The 24,458-nt window shown below is 38.9% G+C and carries 24 protein-coding genes; 9 read left to right on the top strand and 15 right to left on the bottom strand.

The genetic code is table 11. The features are described 5' to 3' along the window. Positions 1 to 4: 4 nt before the first annotated feature. Positions 5 to 1,183 (bottom strand): galactokinase, encoded by a 1,179-nt coding sequence (locus Q5794_RS03670; protein ID WP_374988691.1) that lies wholly within the window; start codon positions 1,181 to 1,183, stop codon positions 5 to 7. A 338-nt stretch (positions 1,184 to 1,521) separates the two neighbouring features. Here Q5794_RS03670 and Q5794_RS03665 point away from each other — a divergent pair, with 338 nt between their 5' ends. Further along, a complete protein-coding gene (locus tag Q5794_RS03665) occupies positions 1,522 to 2,415 on the top strand; it encodes an AraC family transcriptional regulator (RefSeq protein ID WP_013081740.1) in 894 nt (297 codons plus the stop codon). 28 nt (positions 2,416 to 2,443) lie between these two features. Here the strand turns inward: Q5794_RS03665 and Q5794_RS03660 are convergent, their stop codons facing one another. From Q5794_RS03660 to argC, 11 genes are all read right to left on the bottom strand, one after another. Next, entirely contained in the window at positions 2,444 to 2,695 is a 252-nt protein-coding gene (locus Q5794_RS03660; protein WP_014461601.1) for a hypothetical protein, read from the bottom strand. Positions 2,696 to 2,894: 199 nt separating this feature from the next. Beyond that, on the bottom strand, positions 2,895 to 5,498 hold the full coding sequence (gene clpB / locus Q5794_RS03655) for an ATP-dependent chaperone ClpB (protein WP_215054973.1): 2,604 nt from the start codon (positions 5,496 to 5,498) through the stop codon (positions 2,895 to 2,897). A gap of 114 nt (positions 5,499 to 5,612) precedes the next feature. Then, positions 5,613 to 5,792: a YjzC family protein gene (locus Q5794_RS03650; protein WP_013055394.1), complete on the bottom strand. Its 180-nt coding sequence runs from the start codon at positions 5,790 to 5,792 to the stop codon at positions 5,613 to 5,615. 129 nt (positions 5,793 to 5,921) lie between these two features. Beyond that, a complete protein-coding gene (locus Q5794_RS03645; RefSeq protein WP_214985613.1) occupies positions 5,922 to 6,566 on the bottom strand; it encodes an SDR family oxidoreductase in 645 nt (214 codons plus the stop codon). Positions 6,567 to 6,669: 103 nt separating this feature from the next. Further along, complete coding sequence (gene argF, locus Q5794_RS03640; protein WP_214984701.1) at positions 6,670 to 7,620, bottom strand: ornithine carbamoyltransferase; 951 nt, start codon at positions 7,618 to 7,620, stop codon at positions 6,670 to 6,672. Then, the gene (locus Q5794_RS03635) at positions 7,617 to 10,727 is read right to left on the bottom strand and encodes a carbamoyl phosphate synthase large subunit (RefSeq protein WP_374988690.1); all 3,111 of its coding nucleotides are present in this window, start codon (positions 10,725 to 10,727) and stop codon (positions 7,617 to 7,619) included. Before Q5794_RS03635 ends, argF begins: the two co-directional genes overlap by 4 nt. Then, positions 10,720 to 11,793 carry a carbamoyl phosphate synthase small subunit gene (locus Q5794_RS03630; RefSeq protein ID WP_374988689.1) on the bottom strand — a complete coding sequence of 358 codons (1,074 nt, stop codon included), beginning with the start codon at positions 11,791 to 11,793 and terminating at the stop codon, positions 10,720 to 10,722. Before Q5794_RS03630 ends, Q5794_RS03635 begins: the two co-directional genes overlap by 8 nt. Positions 11,794 to 11,863: 70 nt before the next feature. Next, positions 11,864 to 13,018, bottom strand: coding sequence for an acetylornithine transaminase (locus tag Q5794_RS03625; protein WP_268577472.1), 1,155 nt, complete (start codon positions 13,016 to 13,018; stop codon positions 11,864 to 11,866). Further along, positions 12,984 to 13,808, bottom strand: coding sequence for an acetylglutamate kinase (gene argB, locus Q5794_RS03620; RefSeq protein WP_214984695.1), 825 nt, complete (start codon positions 13,806 to 13,808; stop codon positions 12,984 to 12,986). The genes Q5794_RS03625 and argB overlap by 35 nt, the downstream gene beginning before the upstream one ends. Positions 13,809 to 13,820: 12 nt before the next feature. Continuing rightward, positions 13,821 to 15,056 (bottom strand): bifunctional ornithine acetyltransferase/N-acetylglutamate synthase, encoded by a 1,236-nt coding sequence (argJ, locus tag Q5794_RS03615; RefSeq protein WP_374988688.1) that lies wholly within the window; start codon positions 15,054 to 15,056, stop codon positions 13,821 to 13,823. A 45-nt stretch (positions 15,057 to 15,101) separates the two neighbouring features. Beyond that, the gene (gene argC / locus Q5794_RS03610; RefSeq protein WP_214984693.1) at positions 15,102 to 16,145 is read right to left on the bottom strand and encodes an N-acetyl-gamma-glutamyl-phosphate reductase; all 1,044 of its coding nucleotides are present in this window, start codon (positions 16,143 to 16,145) and stop codon (positions 15,102 to 15,104) included. Positions 16,146 to 16,496: 351 nt separating this feature from the next. Between argC and Q5794_RS03605 the strand changes: the two genes are divergently transcribed. Beyond that, positions 16,497 to 17,195, top strand: a complete 699-nt coding sequence (locus tag Q5794_RS03605; protein ID WP_192996563.1) for a Crp/Fnr family transcriptional regulator — start codon at positions 16,497 to 16,499, stop codon at positions 17,193 to 17,195. A gap of 30 nt (positions 17,196 to 17,225) precedes the next feature. Here the strand turns inward: Q5794_RS03605 and Q5794_RS03600 are convergent, their stop codons facing one another. Further along, on the bottom strand, positions 17,226 to 17,534 hold the full coding sequence (locus tag Q5794_RS03600) for a metal-sulfur cluster assembly factor (RefSeq protein ID WP_013055384.1): 309 nt from the start codon (positions 17,532 to 17,534) through the stop codon (positions 17,226 to 17,228). A 235-nt stretch (positions 17,535 to 17,769) separates the two neighbouring features. On the opposite strand from Q5794_RS03600, the gene Q5794_RS03595 reads away from it, so the two are divergent. The 3 genes from Q5794_RS03595 (at position 17,770) to Q5794_RS03585 (ending at position 19,618) form a co-directional block, all read left to right on the top strand. Beyond that, the gene (locus tag Q5794_RS03595; RefSeq protein WP_013055383.1) at positions 17,770 to 18,582 is read left to right on the top strand and encodes a Cof-type HAD-IIB family hydrolase; all 813 of its coding nucleotides are present in this window, start codon (positions 17,770 to 17,772) and stop codon (positions 18,580 to 18,582) included. Positions 18,583 to 18,700: 118 nt separating this feature from the next. Next, positions 18,701 to 18,853 carry a hypothetical protein gene (locus Q5794_RS03590; RefSeq protein WP_013055382.1) on the top strand — a complete coding sequence of 51 codons (153 nt, stop codon included), beginning with the start codon at positions 18,701 to 18,703 and terminating at the stop codon, positions 18,851 to 18,853. A 3-nt stretch (positions 18,854 to 18,856) separates the two neighbouring features. Then, positions 18,857 to 19,618: a DUF3813 family protein gene (locus Q5794_RS03585; protein WP_374988687.1), complete on the top strand. Its 762-nt coding sequence runs from the start codon at positions 18,857 to 18,859 to the stop codon at positions 19,616 to 19,618. A gap of 37 nt (positions 19,619 to 19,655) precedes the next feature. Here Q5794_RS03585 and Q5794_RS03580 read toward each other — a convergent pair whose 3' ends face one another. After that, positions 19,656 to 20,495, bottom strand: a complete 840-nt coding sequence (locus Q5794_RS03580) for a YitT family protein (protein ID WP_025749916.1) — start codon at positions 20,493 to 20,495, stop codon at positions 19,656 to 19,658. A gap of 256 nt (positions 20,496 to 20,751) precedes the next feature. On the opposite strand from Q5794_RS03580, the gene Q5794_RS03575 reads away from it, so the two are divergent. Then, positions 20,752 to 21,612, top strand: a complete 861-nt coding sequence (locus Q5794_RS03575) for a DegV family protein (RefSeq protein ID WP_192996560.1) — start codon at positions 20,752 to 20,754, stop codon at positions 21,610 to 21,612. 52 nt (positions 21,613 to 21,664) lie between these two features. Beyond that, the gene (locus tag Q5794_RS03570) at positions 21,665 to 21,796 is read left to right on the top strand and encodes a DUF3941 domain-containing protein (RefSeq protein ID WP_013055378.1); all 132 of its coding nucleotides are present in this window, start codon (positions 21,665 to 21,667) and stop codon (positions 21,794 to 21,796) included. 35 nt (positions 21,797 to 21,831) lie between these two features. Here the strand turns inward: Q5794_RS03570 and Q5794_RS03565 are convergent, their stop codons facing one another. Beyond that, complete coding sequence (locus Q5794_RS03565) at positions 21,832 to 22,695, bottom strand: S1 RNA-binding domain-containing protein (protein WP_013055377.1); 864 nt, start codon at positions 22,693 to 22,695, stop codon at positions 21,832 to 21,834. A 255-nt stretch (positions 22,696 to 22,950) separates the two neighbouring features. Between Q5794_RS03565 and Q5794_RS03560 the strand changes: the two genes are divergently transcribed. Then, complete coding sequence (locus Q5794_RS03560; RefSeq protein WP_013055376.1) at positions 22,951 to 23,442, top strand: YajQ family cyclic di-GMP-binding protein; 492 nt, start codon at positions 22,951 to 22,953, stop codon at positions 23,440 to 23,442. 140 nt (positions 23,443 to 23,582) lie between these two features. Next, entirely contained in the window at positions 23,583 to 24,446 is an 864-nt protein-coding gene (locus tag Q5794_RS03555) for an SDR family oxidoreductase (RefSeq protein WP_374988686.1), read from the top strand. Positions 24,447 to 24,458 lie beyond the last annotated feature (12 nt).

Genomic DNA, 24,458 nt, shown 5'->3' with positions numbered 1-24,458 from the left:
TCTCTTATACTGCTTCTAGTGTGAGTTCACGCGCTCCTTCTCCAACCGTAACCACATAAAATTCAGCTTCTAAACTTGTTTTCTCATAATAGGTATTCCTTACTTTTTCAACAAACCTATCAACCTGTGCTTTTTGTACGATGCTAATTGTACAGCCGCCAAAGCCTGCCCCTGTCATGCGTGATCCAATCACACCTTCTTGCAACCAAGCTGCTTCTACAAGAGCATCTAGTTCTTTCCCACTTACTTCATAGTCATCTCGCAGTGAGCAGTGCGATTCATTCATCAATTGACCAAACCCTTTTAAATCACCGTTTTGCAATTTAGCAACCGCTTCTTTTGTGCGTTCATTTTCATATACCGCATGTTTAGCGCGCTTACAATCTACGTCGTTTTGTATCAAAGATTTATGCTTTTCAAATTGTTCTTTGGTTAACTCACCAAGCGAATTAATGGAAAGTGACGTTTGTAAATCTGACAGCGCTCTTTCACACTCCATGCGGCGCTCATTATATTTTGAATCTGCCAGCCCTCTTCGCTTATTTGTGTTAGAAATAACGAGCACAGCATCTGTTAACTGCAGCGGGCTATATTGGTATTCAAGAGTTTGACAGTTTAACAATACGGCTTGATTTTCTTTTCCCATTCCAATTGCAAACTGGTCCATAATCCCGCAGCTTACGCCGATAAATTCATTTTCAGCTTGCTGCGCCATTTTTACAAGGTTCATCATATCAATATTCAATTCAAGAATTTTATTTAAAAATACGCATGTGACTAACTCAATTGATGCTGACGATGAAAGCCCTGCTCCGTTAGGAATGTTGCCGAAAAACAAAATATCAAAACCAAAAGGAAGATCATATCCGTGCTTTTTAAAGGTGTCCATTACTCCTTTTGGATAATTAGCCCAATCATCTTCGGTTTTGTACGTTAATTGCTCTAAAGAGGATTCAATAACGCCTGCTTCAGAGAAGTTTTTAGAGTACATACGTATTTTTCGATCATGACGTTTTTGTACTACCGCATACGTTCCTATACTCAATGAACAAGGAAAAACATGCCCTCCATTATAATCAGTATGTTCTCCAATTAAATTGACACGTCCTGGCGCAAAAAAGCAGCGAATAGCTTCTGACGAATGAAATATTTGTTTGAACTCTTCGATTAATTTTCCCAGCATTTATTATCACCTATTTTAAGTAGTTTTTTGGAAACGGATTCATATGTACATTGTAAAGTCCAATTTTCCTTGCCTCAATGGTAAAATTACTATCGATAATCGGTACTTTTTTGCTTATCCCTTTAAAAATGATTCTTTTGAACTGACGATGAACTACTCTTGCGCCAAAAAGATGTTATCTTTATGTGAGCCTTGACTTGCAAATTATAAGAAAATAATAGATTTAGAGACATTCCCTAAAAATAATCACGATATTTTCAAAAAAATATAGAAAAATGAAAGCGATTACGTTAAAGTAAGAATTAAGTACTACTTTATTTCAAAAAGAAGGTGAAAATTTGCTCTCACATTTCCAAGCTCAAGAATATTCAACGTACGCATACAGGTTTTTAGAATCCCGCACAAATGAAGTTGCGCAGCTATGGTCTGTTGGGTGGGATGAAGTTTTCTCTCCCCTTTATAACTGGAGCGGAAATCAGCGAAAAGACGTAGGGAAATATATTTTTCAATACACGGTTTCTGGGTACGGAATGATTGAAATAGATGGACAAGAATATAAAGTGGATGCTGGGAAAGCATTCATCGTCAATATACCTGGAAATTATCGCTATTACTTACCAAAGGAAAGTGAAAACTGGGAGTTTATTTTTCTTACATTATACGGAGATGAAGTACAGAAATGCTGGGATTATATTCAGTCAACCCACTCCCCTGTAATTAGGTTTCATCCTGAATCAGCACCTGTTCAGCTGCTTGCTCAAATATATAAGCGGGCAAGTGAAAAACATATAGCAGATCCATTTCATGCCTCAAGCTTATCTTACCGCTTTGTAATGGAGCTGTACCAATATATTAAAAGCATGGACAGTTTTACAGAAGATTGGCCTGAAAGTATCATTAGCTCTATTTTATTTGCCCGTAATCATTATCATGAAGAAATCGGTCCGGATGAAATGGCAGATGCAGCTCATTTATCTCGCTATCATTTTAGCCGGTTATTCAAACAAACAACTGGGATTACGCCGATTCAATATTTAACGAAGCTTCGCATTCAAAAAGCGGCCGAGCTATTGCATCAAACCAAATATTCAATCGAAGAAATTGCTGAAAACGTCGGCTATGCAAATGCCAATTATTTAACAAAAGTATTTCGCAAAACAACCAATATGACACCCGGGCAGTATCGAAAAAGTGATGCATCCATTGATGAGCACTTTGCATTGCCAAAATAAAAACGACTTCCATAAAAGGAAGTCGTTTTTATTTTTTATCGGGAATTTCTACTACCACAGAACCCTTTTCGTAAATAAAAGTCAATTTTTTACCCGGGATAATCATATTTTCTAAAATATCTCGTGCAGCTTGAAGTGCAAACTCTGTCCGTTCTGCCTTTTCCTGCACTTCTTCATTTTCAGCTTGAAGATCATTTTTATCCAGTGCTCTTATTTTAGTTAATGCCTGATCTATAAAATCGTATGCTTCGTCATATATAAGCTCTATACGGTCCTTCATGTGCTCATTCATGCTCCTTTGCCCATTTTGTATTATCATAAATGAATTAGATATATTCTACAACCTAAAACTGAATAAGTTTTTATGCTTAGCTCTCACGTATTTTCTTTCATTTCTTTTTATTTATTTTAAAAGAAGAGCTGCTTTTGATAGCAAAAAAAGACCATTCAATTTATCATGAATGGTCTTTTTAGAAAACTTATACGCTGACAACAAACTCATCATCTTTTACATCAACTGTCACTTGACTATAATCTTCAATTTGCCCTGCAATTAATTCTCTGGCAATTTTTGTTTCAATATATTTTTGAATAAACCTTTTTAAAGGGCGAGCTCCGTATACCGGATCAAATCCGGAGGCTGCAATATAATTTTTTGCTTCTTCTGTTAATGTTAACGAAATATGACGATCGGATAAACGCTTTTCAAGCTGAAGCAATAGCTTATCAATAATTCCTTTTACTTCATGAACAGTTAGCGGTTTGAATAAAATCGTGTCGTCTACTCGATTTAAAAATTCTGGACGAAAATGCTGTCTTAATTGAGCCATCACTTGCTCTCTGGCTTTTTCAGTAATCTCGCCTTCACTTGTTAAACCGTCTAATAAAAATTGAGAACCGATATTCGACGTCATAATAATGACTGTATTTTTAAAATCAATGACTTTTCCTTTTGAATCTGTTGCTCTTCCATCATCTAGTATTTGAAGGAGCACATTAAATACTTCGGGATGTGCTTTTTCAATTTCATCCAACAAAACGACTGAATAAGGCTTGCGTCTCACCGCTTCCGTTAGCTGGCCGCCTTCTTCGTATCCTACATAGCCAGGAGGCGCTCCTATAAGCCTAGAGACCGCGTGCTTTTCCATGTACTCAGACATATCAATACGAACCATTTGTTCTTCACTGTCAAATAAAGAATGTGCCAACGTTTTGGCTAGCTCCGTTTTTCCTACTCCGGTAGGTCCTAGGAAAATAAATGATCCAATCGGACGGTTTGGATCTTTAATCCCTGCCCGTGCGCGAATCACAGCATCCGTCACTAAGGATACGGCTTCGTCTTGTCCAATCACACGCTGCTGTAAAATTGACTCAAGCTTCAACAGCTTTTCTCTTTCCCCTTCAACTAGTTTTGATACCGGAATTCCCGTCCATCTTCCTACAATTTCAGCAATTTCTTCTTCTGTTACTTCTTCTCTTAACAAACGGTTTTCTTGTGCTTTTTCAGCAGCTGTTTCTTCCAGCTGTTTTAGTTCTTTTTCAAGAGCTGGAATGCGTCCGTGGCGAAGTTCAGCTGCTTTATTTAAATCATATTTCCCTTCAGCTTCTTCTAGGTCTCGCTTCGCTTTTTCAAGCTGCTCCCGGACATCTTGCACCGTTTGAATCGACTGCTTTTCTTTTTTCCACTGCAGCTTCATTGTATCTGCACGTTCTCTTAAATCAGAGACTTCTTTTCGAATTGCCTCTAACCTTGTGATGCTTGCTTGATCTGTTTCTTTACTTAATGCCGCTTCTTCAATTTCAAGCTGCATGACACGTCGTGTAACTTCATCTAATTCTGATGGCATCGAATCAATTTCTGTTCGAATAGTTGCGCATGCTTCATCAATTAAATCAATTGCTTTATCAGGTAAAAAGCGATCTGAGATATAACGATCAGACATAACCGCTGCTGAAACAATCGCTCGGTCATGAATGTTTACACCGTGATGAATTTCAAATCGTTCTTTTAAACCACGTAAAATAGAGATTGTATCTTCTACTGAAGGTTCTTCAACCAGCACCTGTTGAAAGCGTCTTTCAAGCGCTGGATCTTTTTCAATATACTGACGGTACTCATCAAGAGTTGTAGCTCCTATACAGTGAAGTTCTCCTCTAGCAAGCATTGGTTTTAAAATATTCCCTGCATCCATCGCTCCATCCGTACGGCCTGCGCCAACGATTGTATGAAGCTCATCAATGAATAAAAGAATTTGCCCGTTGCTTTTCTTAACTTCTTGAAGAACAGCTTTTAAACGTTCTTCAAATTCTCCCCTGAATTTCGCTCCTGCTACTAAAGCTCCCATATCTAATGAAAAGATGGTTTTATCTTTTAATCCTTCAGGCACATCTCGGCGAACAATACGCTGTGCTAGACCTTCAACAATCGCTGTTTTACCAACGCCAGGTTCTCCGATCAAAACTGGATTGTTTTTTGTTTTTCGCGATAAAATGCGGATAACGCGGCGAATTTCTCCATCTCGTCCAATGACTGGATCAATGTTCCCTGCTCGTACTTCTGCTACTAAGTCTCTTCCATATTTAGCCAACGCTTCATATGTGACTTCCGGATTTTGACTTGTAATTCGCTGATTTCCTCGAAGGCTGGTAAGCACATCTTGCAGAGCTTTTTTTGTTATACCGTGACTTGAAAATAACTTGCCATATTCACTAGAAGACGGTTCCTGTGCTAATGCTAAAAAGATGTGCTCAACTGAAACATAATCATCTTGCAGACGAGATGCTTCTTCTTGAGCTTTAACAAACAGCTGCTGAAGTTTATTCGTAATATAAACCTTCCCTGCTTCAGCACCACTTCCTGTAACGGCTGGTTTTTTCGCAAGCAATTGATTTACCTGCTGCTGAAAAGATTGATGATCTATATGTAAATGATCTAATATGCGAGGAGCAATACCATCTTGCTGATGAATGAGCGTATAAAGCAAATGAGCAATATCCACTTCCTGCTGATTTCGTTTAATAGCTTCGGACTGCGCTTCCATCACGCCTTCTTGCAATTTTTGGGTCATTTTATTTATATCCATTGAACATCCTCCTTCGATACATTTGACCTTTATTGACCTTTATTTCATTATACCCAGCAATAGGAAAACAAGTAAAGCCATTCAATTTAGAATGGCTTCTTTATTTTTTACTATTTAAGGCTTGCGCATGTACGTCCAGTGGCGATCATCGTTGGCCGTCTCTGGAAAACGCTCTCCTGCTTTTAATTTAACCTTTTGAGGATTATTTACGTTGCTTCCTGTTTCACCAATTTCAATATACACTCCGTTATTAGGAGCTTTTTGACCCGGTGTGAAATGACGATTTTGTCCCATTGTCCTGCCTCCTCATTCCTGAAATGAAATGTTCTCCTATACTATTCCCTTAAGATTTCTGTTTCATAATGGAGATGTTTTCATATTAGGCAGAGAAAAAGAGCAGACCTTTAGATCCGCCCTCTTATATTAATGAGTAAATTTAATAGCTTGTTCGATTTTAGTTTCTCCAGCTAGCATTTCAAACGTTTTTCCTATCGTAGCTTCTTCGTTTAGACATTCTACAAGCACTGCTGCTACATCTGCTCGGGGAATCGTCTGAGATTTATCTTCAATATCATTGTTGATATCAATTTTGCCAGTAGCTTGATCATTCGATAAAGTTCCTGGTCGTACAATTGTATACTGTAGATTAGACTGCTTTAGGTATTCATCCGCTATCGCTTTCGCACGGAGGTAAAGCTGTAAGCCTTCTGGTCCTTGTTCAGGTGCGTCTGTTCCCATTGAACTTAACATAATAAAGCGCTTTACACCTTGATTTTTTGCTTCATCAATGATATTTTTAGCACCGTTTTGATCTACAGCGATTGTCTTTTCGTCGCCGGTATGTCCTCCAGAACCTGCTGCAAATATGACAGCGTCCATACCTCTTAAAGCATCTGAAACATCTTGCTCCAAGTCAGCAAGCACAACGTTGGCACCTAGCTTCTTTAACGCGTCTGCTTGCTTTTCGTCGCGAATCATCGCATAAGCTTCGTACTGCTTGCTGTTTGCAACTTTTTCTACCACTTGTTTTCCCGTTGTTCCGTTTGCTCCAACAACTAATACTTTCATCATAAATCACCTTTCGTTCTGTTTAGTATACAAGTGGTGTTCCCTCAATTAATTCCCTTTAAACAAAAAACCCCTTCTGATATTCTCAGAAAGGGTTTTTCTCTTAAGCTAAAATGGCTTGCAGCAAAGCTTTTTGTACATGCATACGATTTCCAGCCTGCTGAAAGACAACAGAATTTGGGCCGTCAATAATGCTTGCTGTTACTTCTTCTTCACGATGCGCAGGCAAGCAGTGTAAAAATAAATAGTCTGACTTAGCATAGGCAGCTAGTTCTTCATTTACTTGATAAGGAGCAAATATTTTCAAGCGCTGCTGTGCTTCTTCTTCCTGTCCCATACTTGTCCATACGTCTGCATAAATAGCATCGGCATTTTTCACAGCCTCTACAGGATCTTTTGTAATCATAACCTTGGCACCTGTTGTAGCAGCTATTTCATTAACATAAGCTGTTACAAAGTCTTTTGGCTCATAACCATCAGGGCATCCAATTGAAATATCTATCCCCATTTTTGCACATGCAATCATTAACGAATGCGCTACATTATTTCCGTCTCCAACATAAGCTACTTTTAGCCCTTCGAACGATTTCTTGTGCTCGTAAATCGTTAATAAATCAGCTAGAGCCTGACAAGGATGATAATCATCTGTCAAACCATTAATAACGGGAATGGATGCGTAATCTGCAAGCTCTTCGATCTTGCTGTGTTCAAACGTACGAATCATTATAGCATCGATGAATTCAGATAGTACGCGTGCTGTATCAGCAATCGTTTCTCCGCGTCCAATTTGTAAATCTTGGCTGCTTAAAAAGAGGGCGTTTCCTCCAAGCTGCATCATTCCTGCTTCAAATGAGACTCTTGTTCTTGTTGAAGATTTTTCAAAAATGAGCCCCAACGTTTTTCCTTTTAACGATGTTACGATTTCACCATTTTTATGCTTTTCTTTCAGCTCGATGGCGCTCTCCAAAAGTGACATAATATCGTCTGATGATAAATCTTTAAGCGTAAGTAAATCTTTTCCTTTTAAATTGGTATTTACCGATACTGTACTCATGATACTGTCACTTCCTTTTTAGTTTTTTGAAACCATTCTTGTAGTGATGAAACCTGATATTCATCGACTTGGAACGATTGGAAAAATAGCGAAGCCGTTTCTGCCTCCGTCATGACCATCAAACCGTGTTTTAACGCTGACATACGGCTTTCTTTATCTTCAGGCTGTAAGCTTACGTATAATAAAGCTTCTTTCGTTTTCACCCATTCACTAACTTCTTTACCTTTAACAAGAGTTAAGCCCGCGCTTTGCACAAGTGCTTCAAGACCTTGCGCTTCTCCGTTGATATACACTTCCGCAGCGCCTTTTTTACTTAACACATACTGATGGAATACTTTTTTTGCTGCTTCTTCAATCGTTGAAGAAATCGCAATTCCTTCACCAGTTGACTTCATTTCCGGTCCCACAAGAGGATCGACTCCTGATAATTTACTTGTCGAAAATACTGGAAACTTAATGGTTGTGTAAGCTGGATCTGGCAATAAACCTAGCTTTTCACTAATTTCCGACAATGATTTCCCAAGCAATATTTGAGTTGATAGCGAAACAAGCGGCGTGTTGCACACTTTACTTACTACTGGTACTGTACGGCTGGCACGCGGATTAACTTCCAGCATGTAGACTTCATCGTTGTAAATAACATACTGGATATTCATAATCCCTTTATATTGAAGTTTGTTTACAATTTTTTGAGCGTAGCTCACCATTTTTTCTTTATGTGCTGCTTCTACTGTTTTTGCTGGTAAAAGCGCGTAGCTGTCTCCTGAATGAACGCCGGCTTTTTCAATATGTTCAACGATTGTCGGAATCAACACATCTTTTCCATCTGCTACAACATCAACTTCTGCTTCTTTTCCAGGGAAGTAAGCATCAATAAGCATTGGGAAATGAGACGCTTTAATAGCCGGTAAACAAGCCTGAAGCTCTGTTTCGTTTTGAATGGTTAGCATCCCTTTTCCGCCAATTACGTAAGAAGGACGAATGAGTAATGGGAATCCCATATCTTTTGCTTTTTGGACAAGCTCTTTAGCGTCTTTCGCCATTTCACCTGGGATATGAGGGATATCACACTCATCTAAAAGCTTGTAAAACAGGTCACGATCTTCAAGTGCATCAATGACATCATTTGTAATCCCTAGTAAATTGACGCCAGCTTCTTCTAGCCCTTTAACAAGCGAAATAGCTGTTTGACCTCCATATTGAACAATTACATCCTTCACATTTTCAGCATCAAGAACATTTAATACGTCTTCTACTGTTACAGGTTCGAAATATAAGCGATCTGCTACTTCAAAATCCGTACTTACCGTTTCTGGATTATTGTTAATTAAAATCGTTTCGTATCCTTCTTTTTCAAGAGCTAGCACACCGTGTACAGAGCTGTAGTCGAACTCTACTCCTTGCCCGATACGAATTGGTCCAGAACCGATAATAGCAACTTTTTTATTCGTTGATGGTTCAATCTCACTTTCGCCGTAGTAACTAGAGTAGAAATAAGCCGTTGAAGATTCAAACTCCGCTGCACATGTATCCACCATTTTATAGCTTGGCGTAATATGTAGTGCTTTACGTTTCGCTCTTACGTCAAGTTCTGGCACATTCCATACGTTTGCTAGATACGCATCTGTAAAACCATGCTCCTTCACTTGTTTAAAGTGTTCAGCTGTAATGGAATCAAAACGTACTTCTTTTAAAGAGGCTTCCATTTTAATCAGCTGTGCAAAGTGTGTTAAATAGAAATAATCAATTTGTGTTACTTCATGGATATACTCAGGCGTTGTGCCGCGGCGTAAAAGCTCAAGGATAACAAAAATACGCTCATCGCTTTGTTCGCCTAGCTTGCTTTTTAATTCATCCGTTGAAAGTTCTTGCAGTTCTTCTACTTCTAATCCTTGTAAGTCAATTTCTAAAGAAGATAATGCCTTTTGGAAGCTACGTGTAAAGTTACGGTCAATAGCCATTACTTCTCCAGTTGCTTTCATTTGTGTACCAAGCGTTCTTTCAGCGTAGAAAAACTTGTCAAACGGCCATCTTGGAAATTTCACTACTACATAGTCAAGAGCAGGTTCAAAGCTTGCATACGTGTCTCCTGTCACAGGATTTAATAACTCATGAAGCGTGTAGCCTACCGATAGCTTTGCAGCAATTTTAGCAATCGGATAGCCCGTTGCTTTTGATGCAAGAGCAGACGAACGGCTCACACGCGGATTTACTTCAATTAGATAGTACTGCTTGCTTTTTGGATCAAGCGCAAACTGAATGTTGCAACCTCCAATAATGCCAAGCGATGAAATAATTTTAACTGAAGCAGAGCGAAGCATTTGATATTCCACGTCTGTTAACGTTTGAGAAGGAGCAACGACTACCGAATCTCCAGTATGGATGCCTACGGGATCGATGTTTTCCATATTACAAATTGTAATGCACGTATTGTTCACGTCACGCATAACCTCGTACTCAACTTCTTTAAATCCAGCGATGCTTTTTTCAATTAAGCACTGAGTAATAGCACTTTCACGCAAACCTGACGCCGAAAGCTTTTCAAGCTCTTCCATAGAATGAGCAATTCCTCCGCCCGTTCCGCCTAACGTATAAGCAGGACGTACAATAACAGGAAAACCAATTTTCTCGGCAAAAGCTAACGCTTCTTCTACTTTTGTGACAACTTCACTTTCCGGCACCGGTTCATTCAGTTCATTCATCAATGCACGGAACTCTTCGCGGCTTTCACCTTTTTTGATTGATTCAATCGGTGTTCCTAAAAGTTTCACATCGTATTTCGGCAAAATGTTCTGTTCGTGAAGCTCAAGGGCTAAGTTTAAACCCGTCTGTCCACCTAATGTGGCTAACAAACCATCCGGCTTTTCTTTTGCAATAATTTTCTCTACGCAGTCTACTGTTAATGGTTCAAAATAGATTCGATCTGCTACGTGAGTGTCCGTCATAATTGTAGCTGGATTATTATTGATTAAGATAACTTCATAACCTTCTTCTTTTAATGACAAGCATGCCTGAGTTCCTGAATAATCAAATTCTGCTGCTTGCCCGATTACGATTGGTCCTGATCCGATTACTAAAATCTTTTTTAACGTTTGGTCTTTAGGCATATACTTTTCCGCTCCCTACTTGCTGTACTTTCGTCATAAATTCATCAAAGATATACGTGCTGTCACTTGGTCCAGGATGTGCTTCTGGATGGTATTGAACCGACATAACAGGAAGGTCTTTATGCATTAAACCTTCAACCGATCCGTCATTCACATTTTTAAATCGAACGTTTAATGGCGTAGACGTAATCGTCTGTTCGTCTACGACATAGCTGTGGTTTTGAGACGTCATACACACTTTGTTATTTGTTAAATCAATTACAGGCTGATTAGCTCCTCGGTGACCGAACGCCAGCTTTTTGGTTTGTGCCCCAAAAGCGAGCCCAATCAACTGATGTCCAAAGCAAATTCCCAAAGTTGGATACGATGAAATAATTTCTTTTAATTCATCCAGCTGACTGCTCACTTGAGTTGGATCTCCAGGTCCGTTTGATAAGACAATGCCATCCGGCTGCAGCTCTTTTACTTTTGAAGAGCTTGTAGAATAAGGAACAACTGTTACTTTGCACTCTCGATTTAACAGCTCTTGTAAAATTGATTTTTTATAGCCAAAGTCCATTAATACAACGTGTTTTTCACCGTTTCCGTAAGTAACTGGCTCTTTTGTTGATACTTCTTTTACTACATATCCATCGCATTCAGTAGTAAATGCTGGCGGCTCAGCAGATGTCGAAAAGACAGATTGCATCGTACCTTCTTTTCGAATTCGTTTTACGACCGCTCTCGTATCCACATGTGTAATAAGCGGAATGTTCCATTTCTTTAAATATTGTTTAAAGCTGTACATCGCTTCGTAATGGAACCCTTCATCTGAACATTCGTATACGACAACGCCTGCTACGTGAGGCTTTTTGCTTTCATAATCTTTTTCATTGATACCATAGTTCCCAATTAACGGGTACGTAAAGACGATAATTTGATCTTTGTAAGATGGATCAGTCACAACTTCTTGATAACCAGTCATTCCAGTAAAGAAAACAATTTCTCCTTCTGCCTGGTGCGTTGCTGTATGTTCAATGTGTCCGGCGAACGAATCGCCGTTTGCTAAGTGTAAATATCCGTTCATTGTGCATCCCTCTTCGAATAATTATTTATAAAACAGAATTTTTATACAAACATATTCAAAAAAATTTGTATTATGAAGTAATTTTTGTTTGGCTAAACGCTTCTTCAATGATATGAATCGCTTGGTCCAACTCTTCTTTTGTTACAGTTAAAGGCGGCAGCAATCGTACTACGTGCGGTCCTGCTCCCAGTGCTAGCAATCCTTTTTCACGCATAGCTGCAAGCAATGCTGACTGATGTTCTCCGCATTCAATTCCAATCATAAAACCTTTTCCGCGAACATCGGTTACAAATGAATAATCTGCTACACTATTTTTCAAAGCATTGGTAAAATAAAGGCTTTTTTCTGTAACCTCTGCCAAAAATGCTTCATTAAAAATAATGTTTAAGGTTGCTTTGGCTGAAGCTAATGCAATTGGGTTTCCTCCAAAGGTTGTTCCGTGAGTACCAGGTCCAAACGCTTCTTTGAGATAGCCTTTTCCAATCATCGCACCAACCGGCATTCCGCTTCCTAACCCTTTGGCTGCTGTAATAATATCTGGTGAAACGTTAAAATGCTGATAAGCAAATGGTTTTCCAGTTCTGCCAATTCCAGTTTGCACTTCATCGACTATAAACAGTGCTTCGTGCTTTTTACACAGCTCTTGAATGGTTAATAAAAATGCTTCGGTTCCTGGAACCACTCCGCCTTCCCCTTGAATGACTTCAACCATAATTGCTGCTACGCTATCGTCCATTTCTTGTTTTAATGCTTCTTCATCATTGTATGGCACGTAAACAAACTCATTAACAAGAGGACCGAAGCCATCATGAATTTTTGCCTGCCCTGTAGCTGTCATTGTAGCAAATGTACGTCCATGAAATGATTTTGTAAATGTAATAATTTTGTGTTTTTGTGTGTACTTGCGCGCTAATTTAATCGCCGCTTCGTTGGCTTCTGCACCGCTGTTACAGAAAAATACCGCATCACCGTTTGAGTGTTCCACAAGCCTACCTGCTACCTCTTCTTGAATCGATTGATGAAATAAATTTGACACATGCCACACTTTATTTAACTGCTCTTCGACCGCTTTTTGAACATCAGGATGACGATGACCTACGTTACAAACAGCGATACCTGAAATAAAATCTAAATACTCATTTCCTTTGTTATCTATTAATTTTGTTCCTTGCGCCTCTTCCACATGGATATCAAACCGTTGATATGTTGGAAACAATGAACTCATCGCTATCTTCTCCACCTTTTCCACTATATTTAATTGCTGTACCAATCAGCTTTCCTTCCTTATCTAAAAATCCATCAGTTCCGCTAATAATATGAACTTCTTCAAGCAAAGGAGATAACGCATTTACCGCTGATGTTACTTTCGGAATCATTCCGCCGTAAATTACTTTTTCTTCAATAAGTGCATCAATCTCTGACTTTGTAAGTTCAGGAAGCAATGCTCCATCCTTTAGCACTCCTTTTACATCCGTTACAAACATCAGCTTTTCAGCTTTTACTGCTTGTGCAACGGCTCCGGCCGCCACGTCAGCATTAATGTTATAGCTATTGCCTTCTTCATCGGCTCCAATGGAAGAAATAACTGGAATATACTGACTGTCAGTTAGTTGTTTTAATAATGTATCGTTTACGCCTTTTACTTCCCCAACGTAACCTAGACGTTCCACATCAATTGCCTCTGCTTTAAGCAATAATCCATCAATTCCTGATAGTCCTACTGCTTTTAAGTTCGCTTTTTGTAGTTCTTTTACAAGCTGTTTATTAACCTTGCCTGCTAATACCATCGTCACAACTTCTAATGCTTCTTTGGACGTTTTTCGAAGCCCATCTACAAATTCCGTTTCAATGTGAAGTTTGGTAAGCGTATCTTGAATATCAGGCCCGCCTCCGTGCACAACAATGATCTGATATCCACTCGCTTTTAACTGCTGAATACTTTCAAAAAAAGCGCTTGTTAACTGATTGACAATGCTGCCTCCGCATTTTACAACGACGATTTTTTCACTGCTCATTTCACTCTCTCCTTACGTTCGATAACTGGCGTTGATTTTGACATAATCGTAAGTCAAATCGCAGCCCCACGCCTTGCCAATTCCATTTCCCTGCTGCAAGTCAACATAGACTTCGACCGTATCATTTTCTAGATAAGCCTTTGCTTCTTCTTCACTAAATGAAACAGGCTGACTGTTTTCTAACATCTGGATATTACCTAACGAAACATTCACTGTTTCTGGATTAAGCGCTACTCCGCTGTACCCAACTGAACAAATAATTCGTCCCCAATTAGCATCGGCTCCATACATGGCCGTTTTCACTAGGTTCGAGCCCACAATTTGTTTAGCAATCACATTTGCTTCTTCGTTTGTATGAGCACCAGATACGTTTACTTCAATTAGTTTTGTTGCTCCTTCACCGTCGCGTGCAATTTGTTTGGCTAAATCTTCACACGTCAAGCGCAGTGCTTCATAAAATGAATTCCATTCAGGATGATCTGGTGTAAGCGATTTGTGATCAGCTTTTCCATTTGCTAAAACAACAACCATATCGTTGGTTGACGTATCACCATCCACTGTAATTTGATTAAAGCTTTTATTTGTAATAGAACCTAGCGCATCTTGTAGCACTGAAGCTTCAACCTTAGCATCCGTTGTGATAAAGCTAAGCATCGTAGCCATATTTGGGTGAATCATACCTGATCCTTTCGCTGTGCCTCCAATGATAACTACTTTGCCGTCAATTTTTGTTTCATAGCAAGCTGACTTCATCACTGTATCTGTTGTTAAAATAGCCGTTTGAAATTCTTCTGCTTTTTCTTTGTTCGACGAAGGGCTTAATAACCCAATACCTTTAACAATTTTTTTCATATCTAGAAGCTCTCCAATTACGCCTGTAGAAGCTACCGCTACATGATGAGGTAGGATATTAAGCTTTTCTGCACATGTATTTCGCATTTGGTATGCATCTTTTAATCCTTGTTCTCCAGTACATGCATTTGCACATGCGCTGTTCACAACGATCGCTTGCAGCTTCTGCTCCACCGCTACACTTTCTTTTGTAACAGCTAAAGGCGCTGCTTGAAAGGCATTAAGCGTGTAAACAGCTGCGCAATTAGCTGGTACGTCGCTTACAATAACTCCCAAATCTTTTTTAGCATAACGTAAACCAGCGTGAACGCCATCTGCTGAAAAACCTAGCGGCGTTACAATTGTACCGTTCTCTATTTTCTTTATCTTTTCTTTCGTTTGTTTAACCGTAATCACTATACGTTCCCTCCTGCTTTTATCGTGATTAGTGATGCTTTGCCTTTATGGGAAGACAGGCAGTAGCCCGATACCCGCCTGCTGTTCAAATCCCATCATGATATTGGCATTTTGAATGGCCTGACCGGCTGCCCCTTTAACTAAGTTATCAATGACAGAAACAATCGTGACACGCTTTGTTCGTTCGTCAAATGCAACACCGATATCGCAATAATTTGATGCACTTACTTCTTTAGTAGACGGAAATTCACCAGCTTTTCGAACGCGAACGAACGGGGAGTTTTGATATGTATCTACATATAGCTGATGAAGCTCTTGTTCTGAGCTTTCTTCAGAAAGTTCAGCGTATATTGTACTCATAATCCCTCGCGTCATTGGAACTAAGTGCGTACTGAACGTAACGTGGCCAATTTCCTCATCCCACTTTTCTAAAATAGATTCGATTTCTGGGATATGCTGATGTTGATTAACTTTGTATATTTTCATATTTTCATTGATTTCAGCATAATGAGCCATTTGCGAAAGACCACGTCCTGCTCCTGAGATTCCGGACTTTGCATCAATGATAATAGAGTTTGATTTCACCATTTGTTTACTAACGAGGGGAGCTAGCCCAAGCAGTGTAGCTGTTGGATAACAACCCGGGTTCGCAACGAACGTACTGCTTTCGACTTTATCTGCAAACCATTCTGATAATCCATACACAGACTGTTGTAAAAACGCTTCGGCTGCAGCAGGCTTTTTGTACCATTTTTCATAAAGCGCTTCTGTTTTTAATCTAAAATCTCCAGATAGATCTACCACTTTTATTCCTTCTTCTATTAATTGAGGTACAAGTTTGCTAGAAACACCGGACGGAGTTGCTGTAAACACTAAATCTAATTCTTCAGCCATATTCTTAGGGTTTATATCTTGCAGTGTATATACAGTATTAGAAAGGTGAGGATAAACTTCTGCTAGTTCCGTCCCATCCTGAGAGGATGAATAAACTGCATAAACATGAAAATGTGGGTGATTCGCTAACAAACGAATCAGTTCTACTCCTCCATACCCTGTTGCTCCAACAATTCCTACCTTGTATTCTTTCATTTTAAAACTCCTTTTTCCACGTATCTATTTGAATTATTTATCATTATAATACCGTATAAAAATAAAATCAAATGAATATTTAAAAAATCCAACACTTTATTCTATATTTTTAAACATTTTTATTTATTCATAAGTTTTTATTTTTATAACTACCTTTCTATTTTTGTTTAGAAATTGTTCATAGATAGTTTTGGAAAACACTGGTTGTTTTTGTGTATAATAAGAATATCGATAAAAATCATCCGTATGATATTTTTTTATACGGCTAGTGGACATACAGCATATACAGACTGTTCTAACTTAATAGATTAATAAGTAGCAGTCGCAAAATTTTAATTAAAAGGTGATAACATGATGAACATCACAACGGATTCTTTTTCAAATGAGCTGCAGCAATTTTTTATGAACTTTGATCATAAAATTTCGTTTAAAAAAGGTGACTTTCTCTTTCAAGAAGGTTCGACTTCAACTCATTTATTTTTTATTACGTCAGGGGCCGTGCAAGTAGGTAAAGTGACACCAGAAGGACGCGAGCTGACGCTTCAGCTGGCGAGTTCAGGAGACTTAGTCGGGGAAGTCATGCTGTTTTGCGGATCTACTCCCCATATGCTTCAAGCAAAAGCTATTGAACATTGTACGGCAATCAGTATTCAAAAACGGGTGTTAGAAAACGAACTAGCACAATACCCTGCTCTTTCTATGGAGTACATGAAGTGGATGGGACTACAAATTAAGCGAATGCAGACAAAATTTAGAGACTTAATTCTAAACGGAAAAAAAGGTGCCCTCTATTCTACTCTGATCCGCATGTCTAATAGCTTTGGAGTAATGAAGCCAAATGGTATTTTATTAAACGTAACGTTGACAAATCAAGAAATCGCCAATCTATGCGGGACATCTCGAGAAGTGGTCAATCGCATGCTCGCTGAGTTGCGAAAAAACGAAGTGATTTCAATGGCAGATGGAAAAATTATCATTCATAAGCTTTCTTTTTTAAAGAAAGAAATAGACTGTGAGGACTGCCCTGTGGAATTGTGCAGAATTGAATAAGAAAAAAAGCCATCGTTGATGGCTTTTTTCTTATTGAACACCTAATGCAATTTTAGCGTAGCGCGTCATGCGATCTTTATCCCATGGCGGATTAAATGTGATATTCACTTCTACATTTTCTACTTCTTCAAGAGAAATTAATTGTTTTTTCACCTGTTCACCAATCACACCAGCCAGCGGGCAGCCGATAGAAGTTAACGTCATCGTCACGATGACCGTGTTGTTTTCTTCCATTTCTACACCGTAAACTAAGCCTAAATTTACGATATCAACGCCAAGCTCTGGATCAATTACTTCTTCTAGTGATTCCATGATTTTGTCTTCTAACTGTTTATCCATATTCATTCTCCTTTCTTTTACTTCCGTAATTATCTTCACGTATTAAATATACCCTGAAACAATTTATCGTAAGCAATCAATAACTATGTCTTACACCGTAACAAGACAGCTTTTGCATGTCAATCGTTCTGCTTTTCTCATAAGGAAAAGTTGTGTAAAATATGGGAATACAAGCATGAATATTAGTAGAATTCAATATAATCGTATAACTACTTCAATTTAAAAGGAGCCCTATATGAGAAACGATCAACACTTAATCGCCTTAGATCTGGATGGAACATTGTTAACGAATGAAAAAACCATTTCACCTACAACAAAACGGGTATTAGAAAAAGCCAAACAAGAAGGACATATTGTAATGATTGCAACTGGAAGACCTTATCGTTCCAGTGCTATGTATTACAGCGAATTAGATTTATCCACGCCTATCGTAAACTTTAACGGAGCGCTTGTCCATCATCCCCTTCAGCCTGATTTCGGCACGCATCACGAACCTTTAAACCGCCGCACTGTCCATGACATTGTGACAGCTATGCAAGACTATCGCATCAACAATATCATGGCGGAAGTACAAGATGATGTGTATCTTCATTTTGAAGATCGAAAATTAATGGATGTACTTAGCCTAGGGGATCCCAAATTACAAACGGGTGATTTGCGTCATACGCTGCAGCACGATCCAACGTCTATTTTAATTCACGCAGATGAAGAACATGTACAAGATATACGTTCTCACCTTTCAGATGTTCATGCAGAAGTACTAGAGCACAGACGCTGGGGAGCACCTTGGCATGTTGTTGAAATTGTAAAAAAAGGACTTAATAAAGCGGTAGGTCTTGAGCGCGTAGCTAATCATTATCAAATTCCACGCGAACGAATTATTGCGTTTGGAGATGAAGACAATGATTTTGAAATGATTAAATTTGCAGGACACGGAATCGCCATGGAAAATGGTATTAGCGAATTAAAACAGCTAGCGCGTGAAGTAACAAAATCGAATGAAAATGATGGTATTGCTTATTATTTGGAAAAAACGTTAAATTTATAACTTAGCTATTTTTGAAAAGCAAGGTAAATTTTTATCGCTATCATTTTTTTTATTTAGCACACACTATAACCGACACTTCTTAAGGTGTCGGTTTTATTTATATTACGAGGAGGAATTTATGATGGGCAGAGGCAATCGATCAAAACGTTTTGTGAAACAAGGTGCAGACGCAGTTCAAAAACATGATGAACGAATTCCTTATCATATGACTATGGCAGAGGCAGAAGCATTTCAAGCTCAGCAGCGCCAAACTCCTCATGGAGGACAGTAACTTATGAAAAATTCACTTTTTGGCCAAGTAAAAGATGCGATTCGAAATGCAGTATCCGGCCATTCAGAAGATCAGCCTCACCGTCAAAAGAATGGCAACGGTGAACTTGATATTTCAGAAGGCGTATTAAATAGCATTGCTTCTAACGCTTCTCCTGAGGAGCAAGAGCAGCTGAAGCAATTCCAAAACTCATTGCATCAAGCGTATCATACAGATGGAGAATCGCATTCACAAGAGAAAAGCGCAGACATTACGTCTGATACGCTGTCTCATATCGTTCAGAATGCTTCTCCTGAAGAGAAGGCACAGCTTGAACAGCTTCAAAACACTTTAGAAGGCGGTCAGTCTCACGCTTACGGTAAAGCTCACACGTCCAGTGAAAGCGTGGCAGCTGATATATTATCTCATGCACAGCAAAATGCTTCTCCTGAAGAAAAGAGCCAGCTTGAACAGCTTCAAAGCACTTTAGAAGGCGGTCAGTCTCATGCTCACGGTGAAGCTCACACGTCTAGTGAAAACGTAGCAGCTGATATGCTGTCTCATGCACAGCAAAGCGCTTCTCCTGAAGAACAAACTCAGCTTCAGCAGCTTCAGAATACATTGGGAGCTGCTGATCAAAATCAGCAAACGTCTCAGGCTCATACGTCTGCAGCTTCTGATGAAAACATTGCAGCTGATATGCTGTCTCATGCGCAGCAAAATGCTTCTCCTGAAGAACAAGCTCAGCTTCAAGAGCTTTCTAATGACTTAAAAGGTACACATTAATACAAAGGGTCCAGGTAATTAATTACCTGGACCTTTTTTAATCCTTGCGAAACAAACCAAAGATTCCCGTTGTCTGAACAATATTGGTAAATGCCTTAGGATCTACCTCTTTAATCACTCGTTCCAAGTCAAATAATTCATATCTAGTCAAAACAATCATTAGCATTTCTTTATCTTCATTTGTAAAGCCGCCTTTAGCCGGTACCGCCGTAATCCCTCGCACGAGTTTGGCATGAATCGCCTTTCTTAGCTCCACTCCTTTTTTCGTTACGATCATTGCTGTAAGTTTGACATGACGCGTATGAATAACATCAATGACGCGAGTAGTTGTATAAAGCGTCACAAGCGTATAGAGTGACTTCTCAGCACCATATAAAAGACCTGCTAGCACGATAATAATTGCGTTTAATATGAACATATAAGTGCCAATTGGTCGGTCTTTTACTCGAGACAAAATCAGGGCAATAATATCGAGCCCACCAGTTGAAGCTCCAAATTTTAACGTAATTCCTACCCCTACCGCTAAAATAACGCCTCCAAAAACTGCGTTAAGGATGATGTCTTTAGAAAGTGCTTGAATAGGAATAATTCCAAGAAACAAAGTTGTTGCAGCAACGCTGATAAAGCTGTAAACAGTAAATGACTTCCCAACTTTTTTCCACCCTAAAATAGTTACAGGAATATTTAACAACAACAGCAGCACTCCAGTGGAAATAGTAAAAGGGGTGTAATCTGTCACGATACTCGAAACAAGCTGCGCTACTCCTGTAAAGCCGCTCGAATATACATTAGCAGGTATCAAAAACAAGTTGAGCGCAAGCGCATTCAATAATGCTCCTACCAAGACGACTATCGCTTTTTTTGTTTCAAGCCACATATTCAAATGACCGACCTCCGCTTTTTTAAAACTTCTTACTCTCCTATACCCATTTATAAAATGAATAAAGTCAGCATCTTTAAAATAGTTAGTACATATAGTATGTACGATTTGGCAGAATTAAAAAAACTTATTCAAAAATTGTATTTTCCTCAAAGTGCTTATACACTAATACTATGTCGTATACAACGCTTCTCAATGTTTATACATCAAACTCATTTAATACTTTATAAATGCAATTAGGAAGGTGACATTTATGTCAATTAAACTTTTAACCGATAGTGCAAGCGATTTGCCTTTATCCTTTTTTCAAGAAAATAACGTTGGTTTTTTACCGCTTCGCGTAAGCCTAGATAATCAAGAATTTTTAGATCTCCAAACGATTGAGCCAGCTTCTGTCTACGAAGCCATCCGTAAAGGCAAGATGCCAAAAACATCTCAAGCGGCTCCAACTACTATGTATGAAGTCTTTGAGGACATAGCTAAATCAGGTGATTCGTGCGTTTATTTAGCTTTTTCTTCAGAATTATCCGGTACATATCAAACAGCAATGATGATTCGAGAAGAACTCCTAGAAAAGTATCCCGATTTCCAATTAGAGATAATCGATACGAAATGTGCATCTCTTGGCCAGGGAGTAGTTACTTATTATGCAGCACAATTACTACAACAAAAGCTCTCACTAGTAGAGATGACAGAAAAAATAAAACAATACGCGCTGCATATGGAACATATTTTCACGGTCGATGACTTAGATTTTCTTGCTCAAGGAGGCCGCGTGAGCAAAGCTTCTGCTTTTGTAGGAGGTCTGCTTAATATTAAGCCGCTACTTCATGTGGAAGATGGAAAATTGATTCCAATCGAAAAAATCCGCGGCCGTAAAAAAGTATTTAAGCGCATGCTTGATGTAATGGAAGAGCGAGGAAAAAACCTCTCTTCTCAAACCATTGGAATTAGCCATGGAGATGATGTAGAAACAGCTCTTCAGCTGAAAGAGATGATTCAAGAACGTTTTGGAACCAAACATTTTATTATTAATATTATTGGTGCAGCCATAGGTTCTCACTCTGGCCCAGGGACGATTGCAGTCTTCTTTTTAAACGAAACCATCGAATAATTTAAAGAGGTCAGGGCATTCTAAAGGTACGATCAAAAAGGGGTGTATCACAATGCCAAAAACGAGCGATAACGATAAAAAAGCAAAAGATAATAACGCAAAGCTTCACGAAAAGAATCTGCAAGCTAAGCATAACCGTGAGCTTGGAAAACATTCATTTTCTAAAAAAACTGATCACTTATAAAAAAGAAGCCGCTGAATTTTCAGCGGCTTCTCCTTTTAGTTTTCTTCTTTTTTAAAATATGTCCATCCTTCTTCTTGATAAACTTTTCCTTCTTTCATCAGTTTACCAAGCGCACGTTTGAACGCAGCTTTACTCATATTAAAGCGCTCACGAATATCTTCCGGATAGCTTTTATCCCAAAATGGCATAACGCCACCGCGGCTTTCCATGTAATCGTATAGTACTTGTGCATCTTCATCCATGCTTTCTTGCTTGCGCGGAAGAAGCGATACGTTTAGCGTTCCGTCTTCTTTTACATTAATTACGCGGCCTGTTACATACGTACCAAGCTTTGGTTCTTTGCGTCTCTCGCTTTCATGAATAAATCCAACGTATCCTTCATCTGTCATAATAAATGAACCTACGCGCAGTACGCGATAGATGTATCCGCTCACTTCACGATTAAAAAGTTCGGGCGGAGCATCTAATGCCATTGCTTTCATCACATCGTCTGTAGCAATTTTTCCGTACATCTTACCGCGCTTTGAAATCTTCATTGTACAGTAAACCTTGTTTCCGACTTCTGGCCACAGATCTTCTAGCGCAGGTAAGTCTGTTGAACCAATTAACATATCTTTGTTCATGCCGATATTTACAAACACGCCCAAACCTGGATTAACATCTACGACCTCGACCCACTCATAAACACCTTCTTCAACAAGAGGTAAGTGCATCGTTGCCGTTAAACGGTCATGCTGATCAAGGTATAGAAAAACTTCTACTTCTTCTCCTTCAGCAAGTTCTCTTGTTGTTTCATTTTTATGTAGCAAAATTTCTTCTTCACCTTCTGCTAACATATAACCAATCGGCGTTTCCCGGTTTACTGTTAAATACGCTTTCATCCCAGCTTCTACATTCATCGTTCTATCCATCCTTTATATAAATTAGTAGTGACTATTCCGTCACCACATACCTTCTCACTTTGCATCGAACAGCATTTTAAATTTCAAATCAACTTAAATGTATGCATTGTTTAAAAAAGCTGCTTCTATAGCTTACAACAAAAAGCATAACTTGTATTGTATCAATTACCGGCTCTCTATTCAATATCAGTTGTATACAGTTTGTGTTTTATTTATAATAAAAGAACAAACTCTTTACATATGGAGGTTATTATGGCTAAAGATAGTTCATTTGACATTGTGTCACAAGTCGATTTATCAGAGGTAACAAACGGCATTACCATGGCAACAAAAGAAATTAAAACCCGCTACGATTTTAAAGGCAGTAAAAGCGAAATCTCGCTTGAAAACGAAGAGCTTGTTCTTATTTCTGATGATGAATTTAAGCTTGAACAGTTAAAAGACGTACTGATCTCTAAGCTTATTAAACGCGGCGTACCTACACGCAATATCTCATATGGAAAAATTGAGAACGCCTCTGGAGGAACGGTTAGACAACGCGCCAAGCTAATTCAAGGTATCGACAAAGACAACGCTAAAAAGCTAAATACAATTATTAAAAATACTGGTTTAAAAGTAAAAAGCCAGATCCAAGATGATCAGCTTCGCGTAAGCGGTAAAAATCGTGATGACCTGCAGCAAATTATTTCAGCTATTCGCAGCGCTGATTTACCTATTGACGTACAATTTATTAATTACCGCTAAAAAAATGGATGCCCCGGCATTCATTTTTTCTTTTAAAGCCTTTTTTTATTCGTTCAGGCTTATTCCTATGCATAGATACACTTTCTTAACAAATACTAGTATACGCTTACATACTCATATTAATTAAGGAGTGTATACCAATGAATCAAAATCAAAAACAAAACTTCCCTCCTCAGCATCAGCAAACTCAGCCAGGTATTGAGAAAGATATGCATCCAATCCCTACCTCTATCGCTCCAGACTATAAGGCAAGCGGAAAATTACAGAACAAAGTAGCCATTATCACCGGAGGAGACAGCGGCATTGGACGTTCCGTCGCTTATCATTACGCTAAAGAAGGCGCAAATGTTGTCATAACCTATCTTAATGAACATGATGATGCAAATGAAACCAAAAAACAAGTTGAACGAATGGAAGCTTCTTGTTTATTGCTTGCTGGTGATATAGGAGATGAGCATTTTTGTCAAGAAGTCGTCTCAAAGGCCATTCAGACTTTCGGAAAAATAGACATCTTAGTCAATAATGCAGCTGAACAGCATCCTCAAAAAAGTATTACGGATATTACGACTGAACAGCTTACTCGTACGTTTCAAACGAATATTTTTTCAATTTTTCATCTGACCAAAGCTGCATTTCCTCATTTAAAACAAGGAAGCGCTATTATTAATACAACGTCTGTGACAGCTTACCATGGGCATGATCAGCTGATTGATTACTCTTCAACCAAAGGTGCTATCGTTGCTTTTACACGTTCTTTATCAGCTTCGCTCGCAACAAAAGGCATTCGCGTAAACGGCGTAGCTCCGGGACCCATTTGGACACCTCTTATTCCGTCTACGTTCGACGAACAGCAAGTTGCAACATTTGGGTCTAATACACCTATGAAACGGGCAGGACAGCCTTCTGAGCTCGGACCGGCCTATGTATACTTGGCAAGCTCTGATTCTTCTTATATGTCCGGGCAAGTTCTGCACATTAATGGGGGATCCATTGTAAACGGATAACATTTCTCTTCG

Source organism: Priestia megaterium, from assembly GCF_041941685.1.
Taxonomy (GTDB): Bacteria; Bacillota; Bacilli; order Bacillales; family Bacillaceae_H; genus Priestia; species Priestia megaterium_C.
Note: the sequence above shows the minus strand (reverse complement) of the source record. Positions and strands in the feature narration are given on the sequence as shown.